General features: G+C 56.4%; 21 protein-coding genes. 11 read left to right on the top strand and 10 right to left on the bottom strand.

All coding sequences use genetic code 11. The features are described 5' to 3' along the window. Positions 1-35: 35 nt before the first annotated feature. The 3 genes from HUN04_16340 to HUN04_16330 all read left to right on the top strand — a co-directional run bounded on the left by HUN04_16340 (position 36) and on the right by HUN04_16330 (position 3366). On the top strand, positions 36-746 hold the full coding sequence (locus HUN04_16340; GenBank protein ID WDP91181.1) for a transporter substrate-binding domain-containing protein: 711 nt from the start codon (positions 36-38) through the stop codon (positions 744-746). A 261-nt stretch (positions 747-1007) separates the two neighbouring features. Next, positions 1008-1421: a rhodanese-like domain-containing protein gene (locus HUN04_16335; GenBank protein WDP91180.1), complete on the top strand. Its 414-nt coding sequence runs from the start codon at positions 1008-1010 to the stop codon at positions 1419-1421. Positions 1422-1452: 31 nt separating this feature from the next. Continuing rightward, positions 1453-3366, top strand: a complete 1914-nt coding sequence (locus HUN04_16330; protein ID WDP91179.1) for a VTT domain-containing protein — start codon at positions 1453-1455, stop codon at positions 3364-3366. 24 nt (positions 3367-3390) lie between these two features. On the opposite strand, the gene modC is transcribed toward HUN04_16330, so the two are convergent. The 3 genes from modC to modA are packed head-to-tail and all read right to left on the bottom strand — an operon-like array spanning position 3391 to position 5583. Then, positions 3391-4113 (bottom strand): molybdenum ABC transporter ATP-binding protein, encoded by a 723-nt coding sequence (gene modC, locus HUN04_16325; protein WDP91178.1) that lies wholly within the window; start codon positions 4111-4113, stop codon positions 3391-3393. 4 nt (positions 4114-4117) lie between these two features. After that, complete coding sequence (modB, locus tag HUN04_16320) at positions 4118-4792, bottom strand: molybdate ABC transporter permease subunit (protein WDP91177.1); 675 nt, start codon at positions 4790-4792, stop codon at positions 4118-4120. Positions 4793-4809: 17 nt separating this feature from the next. Continuing rightward, positions 4810-5583 (bottom strand): molybdate ABC transporter substrate-binding protein, encoded by a 774-nt coding sequence (gene modA / locus HUN04_16315; GenBank protein ID WDP91176.1) that lies wholly within the window; start codon positions 5581-5583, stop codon positions 4810-4812. Positions 5584-5744: 161 nt separating this feature from the next. Between modA and HUN04_16310 the strand changes: the two genes are divergently transcribed. Beyond that, positions 5745-6863, top strand: coding sequence for a helix-turn-helix domain-containing protein (locus tag HUN04_16310; protein WDP91175.1), 1119 nt, complete (start codon positions 5745-5747; stop codon positions 6861-6863). 157 nt (positions 6864-7020) lie between these two features. On the opposite strand, the gene HUN04_16305 is transcribed toward HUN04_16310, so the two are convergent. Then, positions 7021-7359, bottom strand: a complete 339-nt coding sequence (locus tag HUN04_16305; GenBank protein ID WDP91174.1) for a hypothetical protein — start codon at positions 7357-7359, stop codon at positions 7021-7023. Positions 7360-7916: 557 nt separating this feature from the next. Here HUN04_16305 and HUN04_16300 point away from each other — a divergent pair. Next, a complete protein-coding gene (locus HUN04_16300) occupies positions 7917-8252 on the top strand; it encodes a hypothetical protein (protein ID WDP91173.1) in 336 nt (111 codons plus the stop codon). A gap of 142 nt (positions 8253-8394) precedes the next feature. Here HUN04_16300 and HUN04_16295 read toward each other — a convergent pair whose 3' ends face one another. The 6 genes from HUN04_16295 to HUN04_16270 form a co-directional block, all read right to left on the bottom strand. Next, on the bottom strand, positions 8395-9921 hold the full coding sequence (locus HUN04_16295) for an aldehyde dehydrogenase family protein (protein WDP93316.1): 1527 nt from the start codon (positions 9919-9921) through the stop codon (positions 8395-8397). 422 nt (positions 9922-10343) lie between these two features. Further along, positions 10344-11762: a GMC family oxidoreductase gene (locus HUN04_16290; GenBank protein ID WDP91172.1), complete on the bottom strand. Its 1419-nt coding sequence runs from the start codon at positions 11760-11762 to the stop codon at positions 10344-10346. A gap of 22 nt (positions 11763-11784) precedes the next feature. Beyond that, positions 11785-12999: an alanine racemase gene (locus HUN04_16285; protein ID WDP91171.1), complete on the bottom strand. Its 1215-nt coding sequence runs from the start codon at positions 12997-12999 to the stop codon at positions 11785-11787. Between the two features lie 2 nt (positions 13000-13001). Further along, positions 13002-13649, bottom strand: a complete 648-nt coding sequence (locus tag HUN04_16280) for a TetR/AcrR family transcriptional regulator (protein WDP91170.1) — start codon at positions 13647-13649, stop codon at positions 13002-13004. A gap of 138 nt (positions 13650-13787) precedes the next feature. Beyond that, the gene (locus HUN04_16275; protein WDP91169.1) at positions 13788-14411 is read right to left on the bottom strand and encodes an arylesterase; all 624 of its coding nucleotides are present in this window, start codon (positions 14409-14411) and stop codon (positions 13788-13790) included. A gap of 94 nt (positions 14412-14505) precedes the next feature. Continuing rightward, entirely contained in the window at positions 14506-15153 is a 648-nt protein-coding gene (locus tag HUN04_16270; protein WDP91168.1) for an OmpA family protein, read from the bottom strand. Positions 15154-15490: 337 nt separating this feature from the next. Here HUN04_16270 and HUN04_16265 point away from each other — a divergent pair, with 337 nt between their 5' ends. From HUN04_16265 to HUN04_16240, 6 genes are all read left to right on the top strand, one after another. Continuing rightward, positions 15491-15952: a MarR family transcriptional regulator gene (locus HUN04_16265; protein ID WDP91167.1), complete on the top strand. Its 462-nt coding sequence runs from the start codon at positions 15491-15493 to the stop codon at positions 15950-15952. Beyond that, entirely contained in the window at positions 15949-17352 is a 1404-nt protein-coding gene (locus tag HUN04_16260) for an MFS transporter (protein WDP91166.1), read from the top strand. The genes HUN04_16265 and HUN04_16260 overlap by 4 nt, the downstream gene beginning before the upstream one ends. 35 nt (positions 17353-17387) lie before the next feature. Then, complete coding sequence (gene lgt / locus HUN04_16255; protein WDP91165.1) at positions 17388-18176, top strand: prolipoprotein diacylglyceryl transferase; 789 nt, start codon at positions 17388-17390, stop codon at positions 18174-18176. Between the two features lie 226 nt (positions 18177-18402). Continuing rightward, a complete protein-coding gene (locus HUN04_16250) occupies positions 18403-19833 on the top strand; it encodes a DNA-3-methyladenine glycosylase 2 family protein (protein WDP91164.1) in 1431 nt (476 codons plus the stop codon). 23 nt (positions 19834-19856) lie between these two features. Continuing rightward, entirely contained in the window at positions 19857-20339 is a 483-nt protein-coding gene (locus HUN04_16245; GenBank protein ID WDP91163.1) for a methylated-DNA--[protein]-cysteine S-methyltransferase, read from the top strand. Between the two features lie 80 nt (positions 20340-20419). Then, positions 20420-20944 (top strand): zf-TFIIB domain-containing protein, encoded by a 525-nt coding sequence (locus HUN04_16240; protein ID WDP91162.1) that lies wholly within the window; start codon positions 20420-20422, stop codon positions 20942-20944. The last annotated feature ends 109 nt before the right edge of the window (positions 20945-21053 follow it).

Raw genomic sequence — 21053 nt, 5'->3', positions numbered from 1 at the left:
CTCAACGGCAGATTTATTTAATCGGATTTATTTTTTTGGGGATCTCGCTGACGGCGGCAGGGATCTCGCCTGTTTCAGCACAAACATATCAAAGCGGGCTTTCCAGGGAGCATGCCAGCGGCATCGTATCCAGAATCATGCAACGGGTTGGCGAAAAGCTCGATATCAATCTGGAAATGAAATACGCCCCATTCGCCCGCCGTCTTCTTCTCATGAAATCCGGTAAAATCGATATCATGGGCGGGCTTTTAAAACGGGAAAGCCGTATGGCTTACATCCATTTCGTGTCCCCCCCTTATGTGAAAACCTGTCGAAAAGTCTTTTTTGTGCGAAAGGGGGAAGCCCGCCGGATTCAAGCATATGAGGATTTGTACGGGCTGGAGATAGGGACAAAGATCCATTCCAAATATTTCCCCCGCTTCGATCAGGATAAAAATTTAAACATACAGCCGGTATCCAGCCTGGAACAAAATTTTAAAAAACTATTGTTGAAACGCATCGATGCAGTGATTTACAGTTATCGTTCAGGGTATACGACAATGATGAAAATGGGAATTACAGATCAAGTGGAACCGGCCGTCTATTATTTTGAAGGCAAAAACGCTGTACATATCGGAATTTCAAAAAAATCACCGTTAATGGCTGAAAAAGACCGTGTGGCATCTGTGGTGAAAGAGATGGTGGAATCCGGAGAAATGAAATCCATTATTGATGCCTTCTACACTTACCTTCCCGAGGACAGGTAACCCCGCCCTCTCCCTGGGGGCGGTTCCGTTGTATGCCCCTCGCCCCGCCACCAACCCGTTACATAGCCCTCCCCGCCGATGGTCCTGGGAATTGCCCTGTGCCGGCGCATCCCTTCCGCTGATCAAAGCGGATATCGAAATTTTCAATAGCAAAAACAAAAACCGTCGGAATTATGTATTTGCCCTGGGGGGCGGTCCCCCTGTACCCTGGTTTGCCCGAACAGATAAACTGAAATTGACACGTTTAAAAAGGACAGATGAATGAAAAAACTAATTCTGGTACTGGTGGTAATGATTCTGGCAGCGCCGGCCTATGCCGGCAATTACAATTATGTTGCCCCTGAAAAAGTAAAAACCTGGATCGCATCCGGCACCCCTGTCTCCATTGTGGATATTCAGGTGGAAGAGGAATTCAATGCCCATCATCTCACCGGTTCCATCGCCACCTACGCCTATCCCGTCAAATCCGGGGCAGACAAAGCCAAACTTGACGGGGCCGTGGGCGCCCTGAAAAAAAACGACACACCGGTGGTGGTGGTCTGCCCCAGGGGTAAGGGCGGCGCCAAACGCTGCTACGACTACCTGGAAAGCAAGGGCATTGCCCAGGACCGGCTCCTGATCCTTGAAAAGGGGATGGGCGGCTGGCCCTATTCAGAGATGGTTGAAAAAGACTGATCCCTGCAGATGATACCACTGGAGGGGCGTGATGCCGCAACCCAATAAACAACGGCTGAAAAAAATTGCCGTATGTGTACTTCTCCTGGCCGTTGTAGGGGCCTGTTTCGGGCTGGGACTGCCCGACTACCTCAGCCTCGACCGCCTGAGGCAGTCCCAGGAGATGTTTCAAGAATTTTACGCCCGCCACCCCCTCCTCTCCGTGGCTATTTTTGCTGGCATTTATATTCCGGTTCTGGCCCTGAACATTCCCGGAGCCGTAGTGCTTGGCCTTGCGGCCGGCGCCCTTTTCGGGACCATCACCGGAACGGTGGTGGTCTCCTTTGCCAGTTCCATCGGCGCCACCCTGGGCTGCCTGACCTCCCGGTACCTGCTCCGGGAGTGGGTGCAGGAAAAATTCGGGGGGCGGCTGGAACGGGTCAACCAGGGCATTGAAGAGGAGGGGGCGTTCTACCTCTTTTCCATGCGCCTGATCCCGGCCATCCCGTTTTTCGCCATCAACCTGGTCATGGGGCTGACCCCCATGCGCCTGACCACTTTTTACTGGGTCTCCCAACTGGGCATGCTGCCCGGCACGGCTATTTTCGTGAATGCCGGCAGCCAGATTGCACAAATAGACTCCTTGTCCGGCATCATCTCGGGGCAGCTTGCCGTATCCCTGGCCCTTATAGGCCTTTTCCCCCTTGCCGCAAAACGGCTGGTCGCCGCCCTGAGAAAAGGGCGGAAAAATGAAGATACCGCTGCACCCATCCGGCCCGGCCGCTCCCCGGAGGGCATTGCCGCCGATGCGGCCGGCGCCGCCATCAAGGAGGCCTGCACCGGCTGCGGGGCCTGCCAGCCCCGGTGTACGTTTTTAAGCCGGTACGGCACCCCCCGGGAGATTGCCGATCTGGAACCGTGCCAGAGGGCCGCCCTGGCCTTTGAATGCAGCCTGTGCGGGCTCTGCCGTACGGTCTGCCCCCAGGGCCTTGATCCCGAGGCGTGGTTTCTTTCCCTGCGCAGGGCCGCCGTATCAGATGGCCGGGCAGACCTCTCCCGGTATTCCACCATCACCGGATATGAAAAACGGGGCACCTCCCCGCTGTTCTCCTATTATGCGCTGCCGGAAAACTGCGATACCGTATTCTTTCCGGGATGCACCCTGCCGGGCACCCGGCCCCAGGTCACCTGGGACCTTTTCCAACACCTGAGATCGGCACGTCCCTCCCTGGGTGTCGTTCTGGACTGCTGCAGCAAGCCCAGCCACGATCTGGGCCGGCAGGGCTATTTCAAGGCCATGTTCGGTGAACTGCTGGACTTTTTAAAAGACAACGGCGTAAAAAGGGTGTGGGTGGCCTGCCCCAACTGCCATAAGGTGTTCTCCACCTACGCCGCCGGCATAAAAGTGGAATCGGTTTATGAAATCATCCACCGCAGGGGCCCGCTACCGGATCTCGGGAAACAATGCGTCGGGGACGACAGGCCCATTATCCATGATCCCTGCCCCATGCGGGATACCCCGGTCGTCCAGGACGCTGTCAGGTCCCTGCTTTCAAAGATGGATGTTCCTGTGGGGAAAACAACCGATGAAAAAAGAAAGACCCTGTGCTGCGGGGAAGGGGGATCCGTTGGATTCATCAACCCGGAACTCTCCGGCGCCTGGGCAACCGCCCGGAAAAAAACCGCCCGGGGCAGGACCGTTGTGACCTATTGCGCGGGCTGCGCAGGCGCGTTGAACCGGTCCGGCATTCCGGCCCTGCATATCCTGGACCTTCTCTTTTCTGCAAGAAAACCCCCGGGCAGCCCGCCGGCCGTTGCCAAAGCCCCCTTTACCTATCTTCACAGGCTGGCCCTGAAACGGCGGCTGAAACGGACCGTACCGGCCGCGGTCTCCCGGGTGCGGCGATATTCCCCTGCCAGGGAAGATAAGAGGAGAGGCCGGCGCGTCACCCGGCCGGCACCTTAACCCCGATCCCCGGAGCAAGGCCTATCACCCCCCATGGGCAGCCCTGATTTTTAAGGGCTGCAACGCCCTGGGGCCAACAGCCATATCATATTTGGCCACCGGGCCGGCCGACGCCACAGTTCCCTTTTCCAGGACCACCATATGATCGGCCAGGGTGACGATCTCGTCCATCTGGTGGCTGACGTAAAGAATGGGTACCTTGAAATTGAGGCTTAAATCCCGGATAAAGGGAAGCACTTCATTCTTTCGCTCCCGGTCCAGGGAGGCCAGGGGCTCGTCCATGAGCAAAAGCAGGGGGCTGCACAAAAGCGCCCGGCCGATGGCCACCCTCTGTTTTTCACCGCCGGATAGCCTTGCCGGGCGACGGTCCAAAAGCCCGTTGATGCCCAACAGATCCACCACCCTGTCAAAATCCACGTACAGATCTTCTTTTTTCTGCAGATGCATGCCGTATGTCAGGTTGGCCCGGACACTCAGGTGGGGAAAAAGCCGGGCTTCCTGAAACACATATCCGATGCGCCGTTTTTCCGGGGGCAGGTCAATCTTTTTTTCAGAATCAAAGCAGCACCTATTCCCGATGACGATTTTCCCGCTGTCCGGACGGGAAAGGCCGGCCACTATGTTGACAACCGATGTTTTGCCGGCACCGGAGGTGCCGAACAGGGCCGTGACCCCTGCCCGGTCCGTGGAGAAACCGGCATTGATGAAAAAGCGGCCCTGCTGTTTTTTCAATTGCACCTCAAGCATGGGACTATCCTTTCATGAGCCTGTCAAAGCGTTTGGAAAGCCACTCGGAAAAGACCAGGGCGGTCATGGCCAGCAGCACGGATATGACGCACAGCCGGAACGCCCCTGCTTCACCGTCCGGCACCTGGGTAAGGGAGTACAGGGCCAGGGGCAGGGTCTGGGTTTCCCCCCTGATGTTGGAGACAAAGGTGATGGTGGCCCCGAATTCGCCAAGGCTTCTGGCAAAGGCCAGAATAACCCCGGTAATGATACCGGGGACCATCAGGGGGAGGGTAACCGTGAAAAAGACCCGGATCCGGCCGGCCCCAAGGGTTCTTGCGGCCTTTTCCAGCCCCGGGTCCACGGCATCGGCCGAGAGGCGGACGGCCCGGACCAGCAGGGGAAATGCCATGACAGCCGCGGCGACAGCCGCCCCCTTCCAGGTAAAGGCCAGGGTGATCCCCAGGTATTGATACAAAAATCCGCCCACAATGCCCTTGCGGCCCAGCAGCACCAGCAGCAGATACCCCGTGACCACAGGGGGCAGCACCAGAGGCAGATGGAGGATGCCGTCGACCAGCCCCTTTCCCGGGAATTTACACCGGGACAGAACATAGGCGGCAGCAATGCCGGCGGGAAGGCTGGCGGCAACGGCAATGCCGGAGACCCTGAGGCTGAGGCAGATGGCCTCCCACTCCATTGATGTCAACCCCTGTATCAACGGATGCTGAACCCGTATTTTTTGAAAATTTCAGCGGCCGCTTCAGACCGAACAAAGGCCAGAAAATCCCTTGCCGCCGCGCTTTTTTTCACAAGGGCCACGGGATAGACGATTTTCGGATGGCTCTCCTCGGGGAAAAAACCGACCACCTTTACCTTGCTGCTGATGGCCGCATCCGTGGCATAGACCTGTCCCAGGGGGGCTTCAGCCCGCTCAACCAGTACCAGGGCGGCCCTGACATCCTTGGCCCGGGCTATCCTGTTCTCGATACCGCCCCACAGCCCCAGATTTTCCATGGCTTTTTTACCGTACATTCCTGCCGGCACTTGGTCGGGGTCCCCCATGGAGAGGCGTCCGTCGGATAAAAGCCCGGCCAGGTCCAGCGTCCCGTCCACGTCTATGGTTTTAACGGAAGAGGCTGCCGGTGCAATGAGTACCAGGCGGTTTCCCAGGAGATTCTGACGGCTTTCCTTGACAATCGCCCCTTGTTTCTCCAGATAATTCATCCATTTGGGATTGGCGGAAAGATAGATATCGGCGGGGGCGCCTTTTTCAATCTGCTTGGCCAGGGTGGAGGAAGAGGCAAATGAGAGGCGGATGTCCATTTTATGGGATGTTTTATAAAGTGCGGCAATATCGGTGACGGCATTGGTGGTGGATGCGGCGGCAAACACCGTGACCGCATTGGTCTCAGCCAGCACCGGAATGCTAAGGGCGGTCAATAGGATAAGGGTTGAGGCCATAATCGTGCGTACCAGGTTGATTTTCATGTTCAGCTCCTTTAATCAAAAATGTATTTCAATTCTGCCGGCGATCTTGTTCTCCTGTGCTTGCATACAAGATAGGAGCATGGTAGAATTGTAATTTATAAACGTCAACATATTTTTTTAGACGACATCTGTATAAAAAATCCAGGAAAGGGAAGCAGCCAATGACAGCGCCATCGGGCCAAATTATCAACCGGGTAAAACACTACCGGCAGAAGGCAAAACTATCCCAGACCGGGCTTGCGGATCTTGTGGGACTGAAACGCCAGGCCATCTATGATATTGAATCCGGGAAGTACCTGCCCAATACAGGCGTGGCCCTGAAACTGGCCCGGCATCTCGGCTGCAGGGTGGAAGACCTGTTTTACGAAGCGGCTTCAGACGCGGCCGGCCCCGTGGTCATGGGCGAGGATGCAGCCATGGGAGACGGACGGGTCTCCGTGGTAAAGGTCCGTGACAGGCTGGTGGCCTATCCTGTGGACGGCAGATTTTCCTTTCCCAATCAGCTGCGGCCGGCTGACGGGGTGTTTGAAAAGAAAAAAGGGCGGATCCGTTTTTTCGGTTCAGAGGCCGGTCTGGAAACGACGGTATTGCTTCTGGGCTGTGATCCGGCATTTTCGCTTCTTGCCGCCCATGCATCCCGGGTTGACCCCAATCTGCGCATGGGATGCAGGTTTGCCTCCACCCATACAGCCCTCGACCGCCTGGCTCAAAGCAAAACCCATCTGGCCGGCATGCACCTGCACAACAGCCCCGGTGAAGAGGCCAATGTTGCCCTGGCCCGTAAAAAACTGGCAGGTACCGGGGCCACCATTATCGGATTTTCAATGATGGAGGAGGGACTGATGGTGGCCGGGGGCAACCCCTTAAGGATCAATGGGGCCGATGATCTTGCCCAGCCCGGAATCCGGTTCATTAACCGGGAGCCGGGGGCGGCCCTGCGCATCCTTATGGACGGACTCCTTGCCCAAGCCAGGATACCGGGCACGGCCATCCAGGGATACGACATTGAGGTAAAAGGCCATAACCAGGGGGCCCAGATGATTGCCTGCGGCATGGCCGATGCGGCCCTGGGACTTCGCCCGGTAGCAGAGGCCTTTGGCCTGGATTTCATCCCCCTGGCCGAGGTGAGGTGCGACCTGGTGGTGCCGGCGGACCTGATGGCCGATCCCAGGGTGCAGACTATCCTGGACGTGGTCCAGAGCCGGGACCTGCGGGATGAACTGGCCCTGCTGCCCGGATACAGCCAGAGCAAAACCGGAAACACCATCGCCGCCTTTTGACATGTGAAAAATGCCCGGGGATCAAAGGGCTCCCTCATCCGGGCCAGTCCCCGTAAAAGCAGACAGGCCGGGAACGCGTTGCAGCGTCACCCGGCCTGCCATGGAGTCTATTCCATAATTATTTTAATCCATGTTTGGATAAATATCCGCCCAATCCTTATTCGACGACTTTGACCTGCTCCACCAGGAGGATATTGCTTTTTTCTCCTTTTTTTAGCAGGCCTTTTACTTCAACGGGTTGCCCCACCAGTTTGCTCAGGTCCTCTTCGCCCTTGAGCAGAAAGGTACCCTTGCCGTCCAGAAGAAACAGGCCGGCATCGGTTTTCTCAATGACGCCCCTGACCACGGCGGTCTTTCCATATTCCAGGGTATATCCGGCGGCTGTGGCAACAGCTTCGGCAGCGCCTTCCTGTTTTTGTTCTGCGGCAAAGCCCGCCGCCTGAATGCCCATGAGTCCTGCTAGGATGATTGCCATTAAAGTGATTTTGATTTTCATTTCTTACTCCTTAAATTTAATTCTTTTTGATTTGTGACTCCATCACGCTGCCGTACTATAAGAGCAAGCCCTGTGCCAGAAAGGGAACACGCTGTTTTTAAAGACTTTTCAGAAAACGCCGCAGGTGACGGGAACAAAAAGGTGCAAAATTCGTAACCCGGGATGATCTTTTGGTAACCCGCCCGGGCAACAGAACCATAGAACATTATAAATTCAACTGGTGGGTATCTCTATAGCGGTTCTCAAAATAAATTTCCGATTGGGCAGAGAGCTACCCACGGAATTGTGGATTCCCGCATAGTTCAAACGGAACGTATTTATGAAAACCGCTATAATAATAAGGATTCTGGTTTGAGTTCAAGGCGCAGTAAAATTTTAACCGGAGGAATATATTGAATATTTCGAAGGTTAAAATTTTACTGCAACGAAGACATCGAAACAAAAGACGATTATTAAAGGCGGCCTAGTTATTTTCTGGCATGCAAGTTGCGGTATCCCATTCAGATCATTATTTAAATGTTAAGCACCAATGACTGATGAAAAAAGATGGAGACCCCATGAAGAACGGACAGGATAAAATAAAGGGTAAAAAAATACCGGCCAAGGCCTATGCCAGTGCTGAATTCCAGCTGAGCGACCCCGGCATCTATTTTCAGTTCAAACTGCGGCAGACGGAGCGGGAGCCCTTGTTCGCCCTTATCAAAAAGGATTCAAGGGCCCTGGCGTCCATCAAATCCGGGGATATCCTCCCGGTGATCTTTCATTATCCGGATAAAACCATCCCGGCGGAACGCCGGGCCACCCGGATCAAATATATCCAGGACGGCAGTCTCATAGGTTTTGACGACCACCTCATGGTGGCCCTGGAAACGGAAATCGAAATCGAATTCTAATCCCTCCTTCACCCGCCCCCCGTTCAGGTGAATTCCCGGCTGGGGAGGCGGATTCCCCCAGGCGCAGCACCCGCCGCACCTGGGGGAAATAAACGGATCCGGTCAAAAAGGGCCCTTAAGCCCCCCTCTTACCGTCCCTGGATCAGGTCCGCCGCCCCTTTTTGGCCAGCTTGCCCACATAGGTTTCCAGGCGAAGGCCGTGGTAAGCGCCCAGCACCAGCCCCCGGAGTTTCCCCGGAGAATAGAGGGCCCGGGTCAGGTCGGAAAAAATCTGGTACTTTTTCCGGGTGTAGGGGAACCAGTTGGCCTCCATCTTGGCGGAATCCTTATCCACCAGGATGGCCTTGATATTGGTGAAGGCGTAAAACCCGAATTCCCCCTTGTACCGGCCGAAACCGCTCTTGCCCACCCCGCCGAAGGGCAGGGCATGGTTGCCTTCGGTGAGCATGACGTTGTTGATGGAGACATTACCCGTATAAATGGCCCGGGCCACCCGGTCGGCCCGTTTCAGATCCTTGGACCACACCGAGGCGGAAAGCCCGTATTCCGGGTCATTGGCCAGTTCAACGGCCTGGGATTCGCTGGAAAATGAATAGAGGGGCAGCAGCGGCCCGAAATTTTCTTCCTTATCCATGAGCATATCCGGGGTCACCCCCTCAATGACCATGGGCGGGATAAATTCGGATTTTCCGTCCCAGTCCCCGCCGGTGAGGAAAATTGCCCCCTTTTCCCTGGCATCGGCCACCTGGGCGGCAATGGCCGCAACCTGGCTTTGGGTGCACATGGGGCCGATGTCGGTATCGCCGTCATCGTTGCGGGCCTGGGTCAGAGCCAGGGTCTCCCGGACAAGGGTCTCCTTGAAGGTTTCGTAAATTTCCTCATGGACAAAAAGCCGTTCCACCGAGGTGCAGGACTGGCCCGTGGTGGTAAATGCCCCCCATATGGCCCCGGCCACGGCCCGTCCGATGTTCACGTCGTCGAAGACCACCATGGGGTCCTTTCCCCCCAGTTCCAGTTCCACGGGGATAAGGTGGCGTGCCGCCTTCTCCATCACATGCTTTCCCACGGTCTGGCTGCCGATGAGAAAAATCTTGTCCGGTTTCCCGTCCACCAGGGCATCCCCCACCTTGCCCCCGCTGCCGTAAACCACCTGGACCCAGCCGGGCCTGAACCCCGCCTTGGCCAGCAGTTCCTCCACCAGGCCCTTGAGGGGGGTGGCGGAGGAGGGTTTGAACACCACTGCATTGCCCGTGATAAAGGCCTGGGTGATGGGCACGATGGCCTGGTAAAAGGGATAATTCCAGGGGGAAATGAGCAGGGCCGTGCCCAGGGGCTCGAAATAAACCTTGGATTTTTTCCCCATGAGGGCGAAGGGGGTGGGCACCTTCCTGTCCCCCAGGAACTTTAAGGCATTCTTTTCCAGGTAATCCAGAAAATCCAGAACCCCGAAAATTTCCGCGGTGATGGCGTCAAACCGGGATTTTCCCGTATCCTGCTGTACCCGGTCCAGGATATACTCCTGGTGTTCGAGGATAACGGCCTTGAGTGCCGTGATAAATTCCAGCCGCTTTTTCACGCCCCAGTCCCGGATCTCGGCCTGGGCGTCCCGGGCCCGGCCATAGAGGGCGGCAATATCGTCAGGAGAAGGCTCGTCCAGATTCACGGACATGGCATCCTCCGCCCGTTCATCTTCCCTGAGCACCAGCTTGGGGTGCCAGTCAATGGCATCGTGGACGGTCCGGCCGGCATAGTCCGGCGAAGTTAGATTGGCAAAATAAGGGGAAAAAACGGCGCCTTTGATCCCGATCTCCAGCATGCGTATCCCGGACCCCAGAAAACCGGGAAGGCGGCCGCTGGCATTGAACAGCTTGAAAATCATCCGGATTTTCCATTTGGGCATATAGCCGAAAAGGGAGAGCACCATGCGGAGACCCCCGAGGTCATCCTCGGACAGGAAGGCCGCCATCCGGTCTATATGGGCCGCACATCCGGTTTCGGAAAAAGAGGGGGAGACCTGGGTGCCGGGCAGAATGATATCACCGGCCTTGGCCAGCCCCCGCAGCTGGGTCTGGGAAAAATATTTTGAAACAATCATTGTGCACCTCCTTTTGTCTGGGTGCCGAGGATGGTGTGGGCCGCCCGCTTGGCCAGGGCCATGATGGTGAGGGAGGGATTGATCCCCGGGGCATTGGGAAATACGGAGGAATCCGCCGCAAAGATCCGGGAGTGGCCGTGGAGGCTGAACTCCGGGCTGACCACAGAGTGGGCCGGATCCGTGCCCATGGCGCAGCAGCCCATGAGATGGAGGCCGATGCCGAATTTGCCGTGGATGATCTCCTTGGCGCCGGTGGACCTGAAAATATTGGCGATAACCTCCTGCCCCTTATTCTGCCGCCTGAGATCCTCTTCATTCTGGACCTTCCGGATCATGGCCTTTCCCTTACGGTTCACCGTGATCCTCCCCGGATGGGTATCCCGGGTGCAGACCTCCATACAGGCGAAGTGGGAAAGCTGTTCCATTTTTTCATGGTGGGGGCGGCCGTACCCCGGCACCAGAAGGGCGATTCCCTCCGGTCCGGCATAGACATTCTCCAGCTTGAACCCTTCCTTCCGAAACCCCTTGTCATCGGATTTAAAGGCCTGGAAAGCGCCCATGTGGGAATTGATCTTCTCTTGGTACACCCCGAAACTCATGAACTGGGGATGGCAGAAAAACCCTTTGCCGATGTGGGGCAGTTCTTTGCCGAAGCCCGAGTTGAGCAGCAAGCGGGCATTGCCGATGGCACCGCTGGCCAGGACCAGGTGGCGCCCCTTAAACAGGGCCTCCCCGCCACCGGCTTCCCGGCCGTAGACCTCCATCTGTCCCCCGGTATCCTTGACCCGGACCACCTCCATATCCGGCACCAGGGTCAGGCCGTTTTCAAGGGCGGTTTTCAGTACCGTCTCCGGGGTGGACTGTTTGGAGCCCAGGCGGCAGCCGTTGAGGCATTCAATGCAGCAATTCCCCTCTTCCAGGCGGCAGTTGCTCTGGGCCCGGCGCAGGGGGGCGCTCTGGTAATTCAGATTCTTGAAGCCCTGGTCAAAAATTTCGGCATTCTTATTCCTGAATTCTGCCGGGATCTCCTGGATTTCGATGGCGCTTTCCGCCTTGTCATACCAGGGCGCCATATCCTCAACATTGAAAAAATCCACCCCGGACTGATCCCGCCAGGCCCCCCATGCCTCCTCGTCAAACCGGTCCACCAGGGCCTGGTTCACAATGGAGCCCCCCCCCACGGCCTTGGGCCGCAGAAAGGCGATTTTGCAGTCATGGCCCAGCTCGACGCCGCCGGACCAATACAGCTGGGCATTTCCGTCCATGCTGTTGGGGGGATAGGTTTTCCGGGTATACCGTCTGCCCGCTTCGATGAGCAGGCAGTCCGCCCCGGCCCGGCACAGCTCGTCAGCAATAAAAGGGCCTGAAATTCCGGCCCCCACGATGATGAAGTCAAACCTGCGGAATGGTGCCACGTCGCCTCCTTAAAGATGATGGTTATAGAAATGCGTGGCCTTCCCCCCGGTAGGTGGGGACGGCGCCCGTGCATTGATTCGCCTGTACAAGAAACAACTCATTAAACCGCTCGCAGAGTTCCCCGGCCTTGGCATGCTGGAAAAAAACCGGATCGTTCACCTTCAATTCCGGACACGCCGTCCCCAGCACCAGGGGGGTCTGGACCTCCCCGGCCCCTTCCATGGGCAGATATGAAAGCCCCTGGGGCATCACCGGCCAGGGCAGGCGGTTGGCATTGACCTCGCCGGACCCCACATAGCCCCCGCCCAGGCAGGTGGCCATGGCGGGCTTGGGAATCCTTGCCACCCGGAGGCCGAAAAAGGCGGCCGGTTCAAAATTCACCTCATGGAAATGGGTAAACAGCCCAGGGGCAAAAAAGGCGGACCCCGCCGTCACCTCGGTGACGCTGTCGTCCCTTCCCGTGGACATGAGGCTGCCGCTTCCCCCGCCGTTCACCACCTCAAGTTCAATGCCAAGGTGTTGAATTTCCCGGACCATCCGTCCCCGGCGCCGGGTCAGTTCCCTCACCGAACGTCGTTTGAATGCCCGGAGAAACCGGTTTTTCAATCCCTGGCCCGGCAGGTCGTCGTTGAGGGAGGCAATCTGGGCCTCGTACCCCATGAGCCCGGCGATCCTGATGCCGGGCAGATCCCTGGCCCGGGCGGCCAGGCCGATGACCTGGTCCGGTGAAAAGAGCGGGCTGCGGCGCACCCCCAGGTGAAGCCGGCCCCCCAGGGCGCGGAAGGACATGTCCACGTCCAGGCAGACCCGGATCAGGGTGCCCGCGGCCTGGGCCGCAGCGGAGATGCGTTCCAGGTGAGCCATGGAATCGGCCATCAGGGTGATATCCGCCCCCGCTCCTATCTTCCCGGCCGCCAGGGCCAGGTCCGTCTCCTGGACCGAGGGGTAGGCCACCAGAATATCCTCAAATCCATGTCCGCTTAAAAACACCGCCTCTTCAACGGTAAAGGCCAGAATCCCCTTAAAGGCCGGGCCGCCTTTTTCAAACACCCGCCGGATCAGATCCACACTCCTAATGGATTTGGAAGCCACACGGATGGTCTTTCCCGTTACGGCCTGGGTGGCGGCCACATAGGCCACGTTCCGGTCGAACCGGTCCAGGTCCACAAAGGCCAGGGGAAAACGATGGTTTTTAAAAACTTTAGAATACGCCTGGTACGACCGGTTCCAGTCCATGATCATCCTCCTTTGGAAGCAGACTGCCCTGGGTTGGATTCACGAATAAAAAATGAAATAATATCTTTGGTGGTTTCCAGGGTCCGGGCCAGGTCCACCCTGCCCGGGTCCGCGAACCACTGCAGTTCAATGCCCTCATGGACGGCAACGATGGTGGACGCCAGCAATTCCTGGCGGGCCGGGGCAAGGTCCTCAAAGCCGGGCACCTGAACCAGGTGCTCAATGACGGCATTGCGGAACCGTTCAAAGAGCCGGGCAATGGTGGCCCTGATCCGGGGATTTCCCCTGGCCGCCACCAGGCATTCCAGAAAAAATCCGGTGTGCTCCTCATTGATCATGCCCTTGGAAAAAATGAATGAGATGGCCTGGTCCAGGGTCGGCCCGTCCTTGTTTTCAGCCCCGCCCTCTCCGGCCTCCCCCTTCATCTGGGTCCGGAACCCTTCGAAAATGCCATCGGTATAATAGGCCACGGCCTCTTCAATGATTTCATCCCGCCCTGTAAAATAATGGTGGAGGGTGGAGGGCTGGACCCCTGCGGCCTCGGCGATTTTCCGGATGGAGGCGCCGGCAAGGCCGGCATCCACCACGCATTGATAAAAGGCCTGGATGATCTGGGTGCGACGCTGGTCTGCCTTACTCTTTCTGCCCATGGGATTCTCCCCCGAATGATAAAATTGATCGGACGTACGACCAATTTATTTTTGAGGAATAGATTTGTCAATACTTTTTTATTTTCAGGGATCCGGACGGCCCTGAATCGATCAGGAGGATCAGAATCAGAGGAGCATCTAGGAGTTGAGATAGGGGAGCAGGGCCCGGTAAAAATACCCGGCCATGATTTCGTAGCCCTTGTCATTGGGATGGATGGGATCGCTCATGAGGCGACGGTTGCCGAATATCCCATCAAAGATGTTGGGGATGAGCACCGCCCCGGTCTCCCGGGCCACGGCGGCATACATGTCGGAAAACCCCCTGCCGTACAGGGGAATGTCCAGGCCTCCGAGGACCACCATGGCCCCGGCATCCTGGATGCCCCGGATGATGGCAATGAGATTGGCCCGGGCCCTGTCCTTGGCCACCCGGTTCTTCAAATCGTTGCCCCCCAGGGTGATGAGCACCACATCGGGCTGGTAATCCAGTACATCTTCCTGGAGCCGGGCCAGGCCGTCGGCGGTGGTATTGCCCGAAATCCCGGAATTGATCACTTCAATGCCGGTCAACCCGGCCAGGCGGGAAGGGTAATCCTTCTCCCTGGAGGCGCCGACCCCGTAGGTCAGGCTGTCCCCGAAACAGACAATGCGGGAAACGGATATGGGGATATTTTTAATTTCATAACCGGCATCTCCGCCCAGAAACCGGTATCCCAAAAATCCGGCAGCAGCCAGAACCAGAATCAAACCCACCTTTTTCATAGGATTGCCTCGTGTGAATCGTATGTATGAAAAATATTCTTTCCATTATACACACAAAAAAGGCCCCGGCAACTCCACCGGGGCCTTTTGGAAATTAAGAGGCGGGCAATTCATCGGGATGGGGGACAATTAAGAACCGGGCCCGCCGGTTCATCTGGTGGTCCGCCTCTTGGGTTCCTGTGGCCAGGGGCTGTGCCTCCCCGAAACTGACACAGGTCATCCGCTGGGGCAGGATGCCCAGGCCGGCAAGATAAGATTTTACTGCGACGGCCCGTTCTTCCCCCAGGGTCTGGTTGTAAGGCTCGGTGCCCCGGATATCGCAGTGTCCTTCAATGGTCACGAAGATACCCGGATGAGCCGCCATCCAGGCCGCTTTTTCCCTGAGCAGTTCCTTGGCCCTGTCGCAGAGGCGGGCGCTGTCAAATTCAAAGGGGATGGTTTCACCCTCGAACCGGTCCCTTTCAGCTGCTGTTTTTTCAAGCCCTTGCTTTTCCTGGGAAAGCGTCTTTTCTTCCCCGCTTTTTTCCATGTCACCCTCCCGGACCGTGGCCACTTCCTTAGCCCGGTCTTCCGGCGCCTTAGTGTCGGGCACCTGTCCCTCTTCTTTTGCTGCGGCGGGCGTCGCCGGGGCCTCTTCGGGGGAGGCCACGGCCTGTTTGTGGGCACAGGACACCCCTGTAAAGGTGCATCCGAAAATAAGGGCGGTAAAAAGAACGGCGGTTGTTGAAATTCTGTTCATCATCTCTCCTTGCTTATCATATTTTTCAGCAGGTATTTCCCTGGTCCTTCCAGACAAATACATGTACATATCACGCCATGGGGACAGCAATGGGCGTGCCAGACACGAATCCCCCTGTTTTCACGCGGATTTCATTCATTCCTGAACCGCTGCCCGTCCCTCTGCCGGTTACCATTTTTTCATTTCCGGTTACGATTTTTGCATTTTGCGGTTTTGACCTGTTCTCCGGCTTTTATCATCTTTTTTTATAATCTTTGACTTGACATAAATCTTCACGGCCCCTATTTTATTGACACGTCAATAATTGTCATATCAACAGTTTAAGGAATAAAAAATAAACATGTCCCATTTAACGGCACGCAGGACATCATTCGGATATCGGTTTGCCATGATCCACCGGCTGAACCGGGCGCTGGCCGGAGACCGCCTCAAGGCACTGGGCCTCACCCTGGCCCAGATCCCTTTTCTAATGGAACTCCTCCACCAGGACAGGGCCATGACCCAGCTTGAACTCTCCCAATGCCTGGTCATCGACCCGGGGGCCACCGCCCGGAATCTGGACCAATTGGAAAAAAAAGGCTGGGTCCGGCGGGAAATCAATCCGGAAAACCGACGCCAGAAGCTGGTTTCCCCCACCCAAAATGCCCGGGACCATGAAAAGGAGCTGATTTCAGCCCTGTCCGGGGCCTCAGCCCCCCTGGTATCGGACTTTTCAGAGGTGGAAAAAAAAGAAATCCTGGCCCTTCTGGACCGGATCATCGCCAACGGCATGGCCGCCAAACAGGAGGGACAGACGCCATGAAGTCCGCTTCCCACTCCCCGGGCGTCACCCTGTTTGTGGTCTCCTCGGTCCAGTTCCTCACCCCCTTTATGATGTCGGCGGTGGGGGTGGCCCTCCCCGCCATCGGTTCTGATTTTCATGCCGGTGCCGCCCAGCTCGGCCTGGTGGAAATGGTCTTCATCCTGGCTTTTGCCCTGATCATGCTCCCGGCCGGACGCATGGCCGACATCCACGGCCGAAAGAAGATATTTATCTCCGGCACCCTGGTGTTCATCGCCGCCACCCTGATCCTGGGCCTGAGTTCGGGCATGAATCTGTTCATCCTCTTTCGCTTCATCCAGGGCACCGGCGCGGCCATGATCACCGCCACCAGTGTGGCCATCCTCTCCTCGATCTTTCCGCCGGAAAAACGGGGACAGGCCATGGGGGTGATTGTGGGGGCCGTCTACATCGGCCTGTCCGCCGGCCCCACCCTGGCCGGTTTCATGATCACCCATCTGGGATGGCGCTGGATATTTTTTGGCGCCCTTCCCCTGGAAATCTCCGCCCTGATCCTGACCCTCACCCGCCTGAAGGGAGAATGGCGCTCTGCCAAAGGGATGCCCTTTGACTGGACCGGCAGCCTGATTTACATGGGCGCTCTTTCCGCCCTGATTTACGGAGCCGCCCACCTGGACCAGGGCCGGGTGTATGCCGGAATGATGGCGGCCGGCATCCTGGGACTGGTTATCTTTTTCCGCTATGAAACCCGGTCCCCCTCCCCCATCCTGGACACCGACCTGCTGCGGAAAAACAGCCTCTTTGCCCTGAGCAACCTGGCCACCCTGATCAACTATGCCGCCTCCTTCGGGGTCACCTTTTTTTTCAGCCTCTATCTCCAGCAGGTCCGGGGGATCCCCCCCCAGAACGCCGGCCTGATTCTGGTCATCCAGCCCCTGATCCAGGCCGTGCTTTCACCCATGGCCGGGAAACTGGCCGACACCCATCCCCCGGCCCGCATCGCCTCCCTGGGCATGGGGATCTGCACCCTGGCCCTGGGAATCTGCGCCACCATTGACGCGGGGACATCCATGATTCAACTCTACGGCACCCTGGGACTGCTGGGACTGGGCTTTGCCCTGTTTTCATCCCCCAATATGACCACCATCATGGGCAGCGTCACCCCGCAGCATTACGGCATTGCTTCCAGCTTTGCCGCCACCATGCGCAACATGGGGATGCTGACGGCCATGACCCTGATCACCTTTATCCTCAACCTGTTCATGGGAAATGCCCCGGTCACCCCCGGGACGGCCGACGCCTATCTGGCAGCCATGCACACAGGTTTTATTATTTTCACCGGAATCGGCTTTGCAGGCGTCCTCTGCTCCTTTGGCCGGCTCTCCTTCAAACCTGGAAAAGGTATCCATTCGACCCGTTAATTTTTTATTCATGCACAGGAAATAATACATCAGCCATGGCATACGATTTTTTTATTTGGGACGCCTCGCCTGTACTTATCCAGGTCGGCGGTTTTGACATCCGATGGTACGGGGTATTTTTTGCCACTGCCTTTTTACTGGGCCAGTATCTCATGACCCGGATTTATACCCGGGAAAACAAGCCCCTCTGCGACCTGCCCGCCCTGATGAACTATATGATTATCGGCACCCTTACCGGCGCCCGCCTCGCCCATTGCCTCTTCTATGATCCCATGTATTATTTCAGCCACCCCCTGGATATTTTCAAAATATGGGAAGGCGGGCTGGCCAGCCACGGCGGTGCGGCAGGTATTCTTTTAGCCCTTTGGATGTATTCCCGGAAAAAACCGGACCAGCCGTTTATATGGCTGGTTGACAGAATTGCCGTTGCAGCAGCCCTGGGCGGCGCCCTGATCCGGCTGGGCAACTTTTTCAATTCGGAAATTTACGGGCAATATACCGATCTGCCGTGGGCCGTGGTCTTCGCCCGGATAGATTCTTTCCCCAGGCATCCCAGCCAGTTATACGAATCTATTGTCTGCCTGGCCGCCTTTTTTATCCTGGGGGCAGTCTACCGCCAATACAGGCACCGGCCGCCTGCCGGGCTCCTTTCCGGTATCTTTCTGGCCGTTATCTTTACCATCCGCTTTTTTCTGGAATTTTTAAAAGTCCCCCAGGCGGCCTACACCACCGGCCTGGGACTGAATACCGGACAATTGATCAGTATCCCTTTTCTGGTTGCGGGATTCATACTGATGATCCGTGCGAAAATGCCCAAGGGATAGTGCCCCCTTGGTTCGGTCCGGGCGGGCGGTCCCAAAGGCCTGCCATGTTTGTTGAACAAATGAAAACCGCTTCCGAAAACCGCCAGCATCTCCAATGAGCCAATGATAGGCTTACAGCCGTTTCAACAGAAAAAACAGACAGATCCGAAAGCGGGTGACAAAATACAAAAAATAAAGGAAACTGGCAGGTAAAAAGGCCTGGACGGGGAAAGGGCACCCAAAAGACGTGATAAAAGAAGCATACAGAATTGCCAGGATCACCAAGGATAAAAACTTTGACGGAAAATTCTTTTTCGGGGTAAAGACCACGGGGGTTTTCTGCCGTCCCTCCTGCCCCGCCCCCACGGCCAAGGAAGAGAATGTGGTCTATTTCAATGACATATTCGAGGCCCTTGACCGGTTTTACCGCCCCTGCCTGCGGTGCCGCCCGGATATCCGCCTGGATTATTGCAACGCCCACCCCCGGGGCACCCTCACCGTTCAGACAGCATTGAAAATGATTTACGACGGTTATCTCAACACCCATGGTGTTACAGATCTGGCAAAAACGCTGAAAATCTCGGACCGCCACCTGCGCCAATTATTCATCGACAACCTGGGGGTGCCGCCGGTAAAGCTCGCCAGGTACCACCGGGCCCTGTTCGCCAAAAAGCTGCTTATGTTTTCCAACCAGTCCGTCACCGACATCGCCTTTGCCTCCGGATTCGGCTCTATCCGGCAATTCAACCAGGTGTTCAAGGAGATCTTCGGCATGACCCCCTCGGCGGTGAAAAAAGAGACAAACGCTTCCGAGGGGGGCAATACCGCCCTTTTACTCCCCTATGAAACGCCCTTCAATTTTTCCCAGATCCTTGAATTCATGAAGATCCGTGTGATTAAGGGGGTGGAGCGCATCCATAAGGGAACCTATGCCAGGACCTTCAGGACAAAGGGGGCAAAAGGATATTTCACGGTCCGGGACAATCCCGGAAAATCGGCCCTGGAACTGGGCATCTTCTGCGATGACATCCGGTGTTATATGGAGATCCATAACCGGGTCCGCCGGATGTTCGACCTGGACACCCGCTTTTCCCATATCAATAAGAAATTCAAGACAGACCCTTGCCTGTCCAAAGGAATGAAAGAGGGCCATGTCCCCCGGCTGCCCGTTGCCTTTGATGCATTTGAACTCTGCATCAGGGCAATCCTGGGCCAGCAGATATCGGTACAGGCCGCCTCCACCCTGGCGTCGCGTATTGCCGAAAAGGCAGGGCGTAAAACAGATAACTTTCCCCATGGACTGGATTATTTTTTCCCCGGCCCCGGTGAATTGGCGGAAACCGGCCTGGCAGGCATGGGCATCACCGGGGCCAGGCAGGCCACCATCGCCAATACCGTACAGGGGCTGATGGCCCAGGCCTTCTCCCTGAACCCCAACCAATCCTTTGAAACCTTTGAAAAAGAATTTTCCGCCATCCGGGGCATCGGGGAATGGACGGTGAATTACGTGGCCATGCGGGGATTGGGAATGGTGGACAGCTTTCCGGCCACGGACCTGGGCATCATCAAGGCCCTGGCCCAAAAGGAAAAGCGCCCCGGAAAAAAAGAGATATTGAAACGGGCGGAAAACTGGCGGCCCTACAGAGCCTATGCCGCCCTCTGCCTATGGAACCGGTAAATAGCAAATAAAAAGGAGCGCCCATGTATTATACAAAATTCAACACCCGGTTCTGTGAAATCATCCTGGCCGGGGATGAAAAAGGACTGGCCCATCTCCATCTCAACACCGGCCAAGGCAGCCGGCAGTTCGACATCATGGCGGATTGGGAATTCAGCCCGGCGTTTTTTTCAGATACCCGGACCCAGGTGCTGGAATACCTGGACGAAAAAAGAAAGGCATTTGATATTCCCCTCAATTTAAGGGGAACGGAATTCCAGAAAAAAGTCTGGGCAGAACTCGGCCGGATTCCCTATGGCTGCACGGCAAGCTACGGTGATATCGCAAAGCGGCTGGGCCGCCCCAAGGCCGCCCGGGCCGTGGGGGCGGCCAACGGGAAAAATCCTGTTCCACTGGTCATCCCCTGCCACCGGGTGATTGGGGCCGACGGCAAGCTCACCGGTTTTGCCCACGGACTGGCCATCAAGGAGAGACTCCTTTCCCTTGAAAAAGATTCAAACCGGTGAGGCAGCCACCCATTATTTACTTATCTTTTCCCATGGTCTTATGGTATATCTGATTCGAATGAAAACATAAGGAGAAAGCCATGATCTGCCCCACATGCAGCGGAAAGTTAAGCAGTGTAATCATTGAAAACATAGAACTGGACGTATGCAAAGAAGGATGCGGCGGCATCTGGTTCGACCGGTTCGAACTGCAGAAAATGGACGAACCCCATGAGTTTACGGACGAAAACCTCATTGACCTGCTCTCCGTGGAATCCCCGGCCAAATTCGACCAGTCCCATCGCTACAATTGCCCGAAATGCAAAGATGTGGTCATGATGCGCCATTTCTGGAGTACAAAAAAGGCCGTGGAAATCGACCATTGCCCCAAGTGTGCTGGATACTGGCTGGATGAAGGGGAATTATTCAGGATCAGGAACGAATACGGCAGCGAAGGGGAACGGAAGCAGGCGGCCGAAACCTATTATTCATCCCTTTTTGACGGCGACCTCATGCAGATGAAACAGGAGAGCCGCGAAAAGGCCGAACAGGCCAGGAAGATTGCAAATATGTTCCGGCTCATTTCCCCCCGCAACTATTTTGCCAAAATTAAGGACTGGAAATAAATCCACCGGGATAAGGGCCGGCAACCGACCGCCCCCCGGGGCCGGGTCCGCCGGCCGGGTATCTGTGGACAACGGCAGTACACCGGCGAATCACTTTCTTGACATGTTC

This window comes from Desulfobacter sp. (genome assembly GCA_028768525.1).
Lineage (GTDB): Bacteria > Desulfobacterota > Desulfobacteria > Desulfobacterales > Desulfobacteraceae > Desulfobacter.
This window is presented reverse-complemented; position numbering and strand designations above follow the sequence as displayed.

Excerpts from the sequence above, each read along its gene's own strand:
- HUN04_16275 (WDP91169.1), bottom strand. The coding sequence starts at position 14,411 with ATGAAAAAGGTGGGTTTGATTCTGGTTCTGGCTGCTGCCGGATTTTTG.
- lgt (WDP91165.1), top strand. The coding sequence starts at position 17,388 with ATGGCATACGATTTTTTTATTTGGGACGCCTCGCCTGTACTTATCCAG.
- HUN04_16305 (WDP91174.1), bottom strand. The coding sequence starts at position 7,359 with ATGAAAATCAAAATCACTTTAATGGCAATCATCCTAGCAGGACTCATG.
- HUN04_16310 (WDP91175.1), top strand. The coding sequence starts at position 5,745 with ATGACAGCGCCATCGGGCCAAATTATCAACCGGGTAAAACACTACCGG.
- HUN04_16280 (WDP91170.1), bottom strand. The coding sequence starts at position 13,649 with ATGGGCAGAAAGAGTAAGGCAGACCAGCGTCGCACCCAGATCATCCAG.
- HUN04_16240 (WDP91162.1), top strand. The coding sequence starts at position 20,420 with ATGATCTGCCCCACATGCAGCGGAAAGTTAAGCAGTGTAATCATTGAA.
- HUN04_16260 (WDP91166.1), top strand. The coding sequence starts at position 15,949 with ATGAAGTCCGCTTCCCACTCCCCGGGCGTCACCCTGTTTGTGGTCTCC.
- HUN04_16330 (WDP91179.1), top strand. The coding sequence starts at position 1,453 with ATGCCGCAACCCAATAAACAACGGCTGAAAAAAATTGCCGTATGTGTA.
- HUN04_16270 (WDP91168.1), bottom strand. The coding sequence starts at position 15,153 with ATGATGAACAGAATTTCAACAACCGCCGTTCTTTTTACCGCCCTTATT.
- HUN04_16265 (WDP91167.1), top strand. The coding sequence starts at position 15,491 with ATGTCCCATTTAACGGCACGCAGGACATCATTCGGATATCGGTTTGCC.
- HUN04_16335 (WDP91180.1), top strand. The coding sequence starts at position 1,008 with ATGAAAAAACTAATTCTGGTACTGGTGGTAATGATTCTGGCAGCGCCG.
- HUN04_16295 (WDP93316.1), bottom strand. The coding sequence starts at position 9,921 with ATGTCCGTGAATCTGGACGAGCCTTCTCCTGACGATATTGCCGCCCTC.
- modA (WDP91176.1), bottom strand. The coding sequence starts at position 5,583 with ATGAAAATCAACCTGGTACGCACGATTATGGCCTCAACCCTTATCCTA.
- HUN04_16285 (WDP91171.1), bottom strand. The coding sequence starts at position 12,999 with ATGGACTGGAACCGGTCGTACCAGGCGTATTCTAAAGTTTTTAAAAAC.
- modC (WDP91178.1), bottom strand. The coding sequence starts at position 4,113 with ATGCTTGAGGTGCAATTGAAAAAACAGCAGGGCCGCTTTTTCATCAAT.
- modB (WDP91177.1), bottom strand. The coding sequence starts at position 4,792 with ATGGAGTGGGAGGCCATCTGCCTCAGCCTCAGGGTCTCCGGCATTGCC.
- HUN04_16245 (WDP91163.1), top strand. The coding sequence starts at position 19,857 with ATGTATTATACAAAATTCAACACCCGGTTCTGTGAAATCATCCTGGCC.
- HUN04_16300 (WDP91173.1), top strand. The coding sequence starts at position 7,917 with ATGAAGAACGGACAGGATAAAATAAAGGGTAAAAAAATACCGGCCAAG.